This is a genomic window from Kineococcus indalonis (assembly GCF_009906395.1).
Classification (GTDB): domain Bacteria; phylum Actinomycetota; class Actinomycetes; order Actinomycetales; family Kineococcaceae; genus Kineococcus; species Kineococcus indalonis.
This window is the reverse complement of sequence record NZ_JAAALM010000191.1, coordinates 1-6,747: the sequence shown is the minus strand read 5'-3', so window position 1 is coordinate 6,747 and position 6,747 is coordinate 1. Positions and strand designations below refer to the sequence as shown.

Sequence of the window (6,747 nt, the reverse complement as noted above, 5' to 3'; positions counted from 1 at the left end):
GGCGCCGGGCCGGGCGCGCGAGCGCCCGGGACCCCGCGGGGTCCCGGGCGCTCGGCGGTCAGGGGCGGGAGGTCAGGACTCCGCGCCGTCCTGGTCCTGGCGGCCGCCGCCGCGGCCCGGGTCGAGCACGTCGGCGCCCGGGCCGCCGACCAGCACGTCCTCGCCGTTGTCGCCGGCGAGGCGGTCGGTGCCCAACCCGCCGAGCAGGGCGTCGTCGCCGTTGCCGCCGGCGAGGGTGTCGTCCCCGGCGCCGCCGCAGAGCACGTCGTCGCCGTTGCCGCCGGTGATGACGTCGTTCCCGCCCAGGCCGACGACCACGTCGCGGCCGTCGGTGCCGGTGAGCACGTCGTTGCCGGCGGTGCCGCGGATCGTGGGCACCAGGCCCTGGCAGCGCTCGTCGAGGTCGAGGCCGAGGACCAGCGGGTCGTGGTCGCTGGCGCGGTAGGGGTTCGGCGCGTACAGGGCCGGGTCGCCGACGTACTGGTAGGCGAACGACTCGACCGAGTTGATGTTCCAGTGCGCCACGCCCGTCACCTTGCGGGTGAGCTCGGCGGTGCCCAGCGCGTGGTCCAGCGAGCCGGACAGCTCGTCGAACACGTAGCTGTAGCGGCCCGGGTCGAACTCGCTGCCCAGGTCGGTCAGCCCGGCCCGGCGCAGCTCCTCGATCGGGTCCTCCTGCGTGTACGCGTTGAAGTCGCCCAGGGCGACGACGTCCGCGTCACCGCTGCGCTGGCGCAGCGCCGCGACGAACGCGGCCAGGGACCGCGCCTGGCGGACGCGGTCGCCGTTCCACTGCCCCTGCCCGTCACCGGTGTCGACGTTGTCGCCCGTGGCGGCACCGCTGCTCTTGGACTTGAAGTGGTTGGCGACCACGGTGAAGCGGTCGCCGTCCTTGACGAACGTCTGCGCGATGGGCTCGCGGGCGTTGGACCACACGGTCTCGTCGACCAGGCCGACGGGGGCGCCGACGGGCTGCACGACGCCCTCCTTGTAGATGATCGCGCTGCGGATGACGTCGCGGTCCACGGCGTACAGCTCCTGCGGCATGGGCACGTACGCCCACTCCTCGGAACCGGCGGCGGTGTTCAGCCGGCGCACCAGGTCGGCCAGCGCGCCGTCGGCGTTCCCGGGGCTGGTGCCGGTGGAGTCGGTGTCCTCGATCTCCATGAGGGTGACCACGTCGGCGCCCAGGGCGCGGATCGCGGGCACGATCTTGCCGGCCTGCTCCTCGAAGTCCGCAGCGCTCGTCGCCCCGCGGCCGGGCTCGCGCAGCGTGGTGAAGTAGTTCAGCACGTTGAACGCGCCGACCTTCACGTCGCCGCCGACGGGGCTGGGCGCGGCGGGCCGGGTGTCCTGCGGGGCGAAGACGCCGTCGGCGGTGCCGTCCGCGGGGATCAGGCGCCACTCGGAGAACCCGAAGCCGAGCACGAGCGGCTCGGTGAACGTCAGCTCGTCCCCGACGCGCACGGGGGTGGCCGGGCTCAGGTACGGGCGGGCGGTGTTGCTGGTGCGGGCGCTGTCCGCGTCGTCGAGCAGGATCTTGCGGGCGGTGTTGGCGGCGGCGACCGCCTCCGCCCCCTCGCTGCCCGGACGCGCCAGCTCGGTGGGCTGCACCAGCAGGCCGCCCTCGGACAGGGTGAGCTCGCCGTAGCTGGTGAGCGCGTAGACCTCGCTGACGGTCAGGCGGTCGGCGGGCTCGACGCGCACCCCCTCGTAGCGCTCGCGGGCGGCGTCGTCGGCGGGCAGGTCCAGGCGGGCGGCGGCGGGCAGGTCCGCCGCGCTGCCCTCGGCCACCACCGTGACGGCGGACACGGCGGCGAGCTGCGTCTGCGCGAAGCCCTCCTCCGCGCGGCCGGTCACGGTGACGGTGTCGCCGAGGTCGACCGCGGCGGTGCTGACGACGAAGAGCCCGTCGGAGGTGGCGGGGTCCCCGTCGCCGTCGCGGTCCTGCAGGTAGAACCCGCCCAGGCCGGGGGTGTCGCCGACGACGACGCCGGTGACGGTGACCTGCTGCTGGTCCAGCGGGGTGGTCGCGCCGGGGCCCTGCACGGCGCCGATCTCGACGGGCCGCGCCGGCGCGGGGGGCGTCGGAGCGGCCGCGGGGGCGTTGACGGCGCCGCGGGTGGCCGCGGCCGGGCCGGACCAGGTGAGGGTGCCGTCGGCGGCGACGGCGCGCGAGAGCGACTGGCCCTCGGGAGTGCCGTTGGTCTGGGAGACGCCGATGTCGGTGCTGGTGCGCCCGGCAGCGGGGCCACTGGTCGCGGTGACGGTGCCCTCGTAGGAGAGGAACTCCACGACCTCGGTGCCGCGCAGCAGGGCCACGCCGTCCGGCGAGCCGTTCTGCAGGGTGCCGGTGTACTCGACGACGGCCACGGCCGGTGCGTCAGCCGGAGCCGTGACGTCGGGCAGCGGGTCGGTGTCGTACACCGCGCTGCTGCTGCCGTTGTAGAGGGCCAGCGACAACCCGGCCGAGCTGGTACCGGCCGGCAGCTGCACCTCGATGAACTCGCCGCGGTCGTCGGGAGCCGAGTTGTCGTAGCTGATCTCGGAGACGAACGGCGCGGTCGGCGCGGCGGAGGCGGCGGGCAGGCCGAGCGCGGTGAGCGCGGCACCGGCGACGCCGAGGGCGACGCAGCCGCCGGTCAGGCGCGTCGCGCGGGAACGGCTGGGCATGGGGGTCCTTCCGGACGGGCACGGGGGATGCTCAGAAGGTAACCCGGCGCGACGGGTGCTCCGCACCGCCCGGGGGCGCTCCCGGGTTAACTTCAGGTGACGCGCCGGTGGCGTGGTGATCGCGGCGTCACGAGGGGCGCGCCCCGCGGGTCCGGAGGGGTCCACCGGGCTCGAACCGTCCCCGGCACCGGCTGGGAGGTGCGAGGATCCCGCCCGCACAGCACCGCCGTCCTCCGGAGAGACATGCCCCCCGCACCCGCGCGCCGCGGCGCGCTCGCCCTCGTCCTGGCCGCCACCCTCGCCGCGGCCCCGGCGACCGTGGCCGCCGCCGCACCCGGCCCGAAGGCGCCCAAGCCGCCCAAGGCCGACTTCACCCTGACGATCCTGCACGCCAACGACCTGGAGTCCTCCCTGCTGCCCGTCACGGGCACCGACGGCAGCACCTACGGCGGGGTGGACCGCTTCGTGGAGCTGGTCCAGCGCGAGCAGCGCGCCGCCGTCACCGGCGCCCCCGGTCCCGGTCAGGCCGGCAAGCGCGGCGTGCTGACCGTCTCCGCCGGCGACAACTTCCTGCCCGGCCCGCAGCTGGCGGCCAGCGAGGGCTCCGGGCGGCCGATCCACGACGCGACGGCGTTCAGCGCCGCCGGGTTCGACGTCTCGGTCTTCGGCAACCACGACTTCGACCAGAACCCCGACTTCCTGGCCCGCTGGCTGGGCGACGTGTCCCCGGGCACGGCGTTCGTCGCGGGCAACCTCGGCTTCGGCGCCGAGCCGCGCCTGCTGGCGGAGGTCGAGGACGGCACGATCGTGCGCACCCACGTCGAAGAGATCAAGGGCGAGCGCATCGGCGTCATCGGCTTGACCACCCCCGAGCTGCCGCGTCTGAGCAGTTCGCGCGGTGTCACCGTCGACCCGGACCTGGCGCGCATCGCCAACGCCCAGGCCGCCGCCTACGCCGCCGCCGGCGTCGACAAGGTCGTCCTGGTCTCGCACCTGCAGGACATCGACAACGAGGTGGCCCTGGCCGGGCAGCTGCACGGCGTCGACGTGATCGTCGGCGGTGGCGGGCACGAGCTGCTCGCCGACCCCGGCGACCCCCTGGTCGCCAACGGCGTGACCCCCCACGGGCGCTACCCGCTGACCCCGACCGACGCCGACGGGCGCGTCGTGCCCGTCGTGACCACCAACGCCCTGCACACCTACGTCGGGCGCCTCGTCGTCACCTTCGACGAGCGTGGCGAGCTCCTCGCCGTCGACGAGGCGGCCTCGCGGCCGATCCCCGTCCTCGCGCAGGGCCCGGACGCCGTGCAGCCCGACGCCGCGGTGCACCAGCAGGTCGTGCAGCCGGTGCAGGAGTACGTCTCCTCCCTGGCCCGGCGGGTCCTGGCCCGCTCGCAGGTGCCGCTGAACGGCGTGCGCAACGACGTCCGCAGCCGCGAGACGAACCTGGGGAACCTGGCCACCGACGCCCTGCTGGCCGCGGGGCGCCGCGAGGCGGCAGCGGCCGGGGTGGCCGCGCCGGTCGTGGCGCTGCAGAACGGCGGCGGCATCCGCAACGCCTCCGTGCTGCCCGCCGGCGACGTCACCGCCCTGGACACCTACACGGTGCTGCCCTTCGCCAACTTCGTCGGCGTCGCCCCGGCGATGCCGGTGGAGACGTTCGTCGCCGGCGTCGAGCACGGCCTGTCCGCGCAGGTCGCCGGCGGGGTGCTGCAGCCGGCCGGGTCGTTCGCGCAGGCGGCCGGCTACCGCGTCAGCTACGACCCGGCCCGCCCGGCCGGCTCGCGCGTCGTGGACCTGGTGCTGGACGACGGCACCGCCCTGGTGCGCGGCGGGGTGCCCACCGGCGCGGTGCGCACCCTGTCGGTGGCGACGATCGACTTCATGCTGCGCGGCGGGGACGGGTTCCCCTTCGACGGCGTCGCCTTCAGCGTGCTGCCGGTGACCTACCAGCAGGCGCTGGCGACGTACCTGACCGGCGACCTGGCCGGCCGGGTCGGCGCCGCGGACTACCCGGTGGGCGGCGAGGGCCGCATCACGGCGCTGCCCTGATCCGGTCCGCCCCCGGCGCCCGCCCGGTCCCGTCGGGACCGGGCGGGCGCCTCACGCGGTGCGGGGGTGGCCGCCGGCGTCCGCCGCCGGCGCGCTGGCGCTCCAGGTGCCCCACAGCCGCGCGTAGCGCCCGCCGGCGGCGAGCAGCTCCTCGTGGCTGCCCAGCTCCACCAGCCGGCCGCCCTCCAGGACGGCGATGCGGTCGCAGGCGCGCGCCTGGGTCAGCCGGTGCGCCACGACCACCGCGGTGCGCCCGGCGGTGACCGCGCGGGCGGCGTCCTCCAGCGCGCGCGCCCCGGCGCTGCCGGCCTCGGCGGTGGCCTCGTCGAGGACGACGAGGGCGGGGTCGCGCAGCACCACGCGCGCCAGGGCCAGCTGCTGCTCCTGCGCGGCGGTCAGCGGGTGCGCCCCGGCGCCCACGCGGGTGCCCAGCCCGTGCGGCAGGGCGCCCGCCCAGCCGTCGGCGCCCACGGCCGCCAGCGCCGCGAGCAGGTGCTCGTCGGGCGCGCCGGGGGCGGCCAGCGCCAGGTCCTCGCGCAGGGTGCCGGTGAACACGTGCGCCTCCTGGGTGACCACGGCCACGTGCTCGCGCAGCTGCGCCGGGTCCAGCTCGGCCAGGTCGGTGCCGTCGAGCAGGACGCGACCGGGTTCGGGGGCGTGCACGCCGCCCAGCAGCGCCGCCAGCGTGGACTTGCCGGCCCCGGACTCGCCGACGACGGCCAGGCTGGCGCCGGCGGGCACGTCGAGGTCCACGCCGTGCAGCACGGGCGGGCCACCGGCGTAGGCGTGGCTCAGGCCGCGCACGGCCAGCGCCGCGGGGTGGCGCACGCGGCGCCGCGTGCGCTCCGGCGGCGGTTCCAGGTCGGCGACGCCCACCAGGCGCGCCAGCGCCGCCCCGGCGCGCTGGACGTCGTCGAAGCTGAGCAGCAGCACGCCCAGCGGGCCGAAGAGGCGGTGGAAGAGCAGCGCGGCGGCGGTGACGTCGCCGACGCTGACGGCGCCGGCGCGCACCAGGTGGAACCCGGTGAGCAGCAGCGCGGACAGCCCGACCGCCTCGGCGGCGTTCATCGACACCGACAGGCGCGCGAACACGCGCAGCGCGTCCAGGGCGGCGCCGACGCCGCGCGCGGAGGCGCGCTCGACGCGGGCGGTCTGGGCCTGCTGCGCGCCGTAGGCCTGCACGGTGCGGGTGCCGTGCAGGGACTCCAGCACGACGCGGGAGCGCTGCGCGGCCACGGCGCGCTCGCGCGCGTACAGCGGCGCCGCGCGCGGCAGGTAGCTGCGCAGCGCGATGGCGTAGACGGGGAAGACGGTGCTGAACGCCAGCGCCAGGCGCCAGTCCAGGGCGGCGAAGCCGGCGGCGGCCAGCACGACGGTGACCAGGGACGTCAGCACGGTGGCCACCAGCTCGGTGGAGGAGGTGAACAGCTCCACGTCCTCGGTGACGCGGGAGGCGACGTCGCCGCTGCCGGCGCGCTCGAGGCGCTCGGCGTCCAGGCGCAGGGAGCGGTCCACCACCCGCTCGCGCAGGTCGGCGGCGACCTCCACGCCCAGGCGCTCGCTGCGCGCGCGCGCCAGGGCGGTGAGGACGGCGGTGAGCGCCACGACCGCGGCCAGCGCCGCGAACAGCACCTGCAGCCGCCGCTCCTCGCCGGCGTCCAGCCCGGCGCCGTCGCCCAGGACGGCGACGACGACGTCCACGACGCGGCCCAGCAGCAGCGGCACCAGCACCAGCCCGGCGCTGGAGGCGGCGGTGGTGGCCAGCGCGGCCAGCAGGGTGCGCCGGTGCGCGCGGGCGGTGGCGGCCAGCACCGCGCCGGTGCGCCGGGCGGTGGCCACCGGCAGCGCGGCAGCGGCTCCGGAGGGGACGGTGGTGGGAGCGCCGGTCGGGGCGCCCGGCCCGGTGGTGGGGGCGCTCACCGCAGCACCGCCGCGGCGTAGGCGGGCTCGTCGAGCAGCTCGGCGTGGGTGCCGGTGCGGGCGGCGCCGTCGGTGAGCAGCACGACGCGGTCGCAGCGCGCC

Annotated in this window: 3 protein-coding genes; 1 reads left to right on the top strand and 2 read right to left on the bottom strand. The window is 77.0% G+C overall.

Translation table 11 applies throughout. The annotated features are described in order from the left end of the window. Positions 1 to 72: 72 nt before the first annotated feature. On the bottom strand, positions 73 to 2,673 hold the full coding sequence (locus GTR00_RS10980) for an ExeM/NucH family extracellular endonuclease (protein ID WP_166611661.1): 2,601 nt from the start codon (positions 2,671 to 2,673) through the stop codon (positions 73 to 75). A 243-nt stretch (positions 2,674 to 2,916) separates the two neighbouring features. Between GTR00_RS10980 and GTR00_RS10975 the strand changes: the two genes are divergently transcribed. After that, complete coding sequence (locus GTR00_RS10975; protein WP_166611660.1) at positions 2,917 to 4,725, top strand: bifunctional metallophosphatase/5'-nucleotidase; 1,809 nt, start codon at positions 2,917 to 2,919, stop codon at positions 4,723 to 4,725. 51 nt (positions 4,726 to 4,776) lie between these two features. Here the strand turns inward: GTR00_RS10975 and GTR00_RS10970 are convergent, their stop codons facing one another. Further along, positions 4,777 to 6,645, bottom strand: a complete 1,869-nt coding sequence (locus tag GTR00_RS10970; RefSeq protein WP_166611659.1) for an ABC transporter ATP-binding protein — start codon at positions 6,643 to 6,645, stop codon at positions 4,777 to 4,779. Positions 6,646 to 6,747: the final 102 nt, after the last annotated feature.

Excerpts from the sequence above, each read along its gene's own strand:
- GTR00_RS10980 (WP_166611661.1), bottom strand. The coding sequence starts at position 2,673 with ATGCCCAGCCGTTCCCGCGCGACGCGCCTGACCGGCGGCTGCGTCGCC.
- GTR00_RS10975 (WP_166611660.1), top strand. The coding sequence starts at position 2,917 with ATGCCCCCCGCACCCGCGCGCCGCGGCGCGCTCGCCCTCGTCCTGGCC.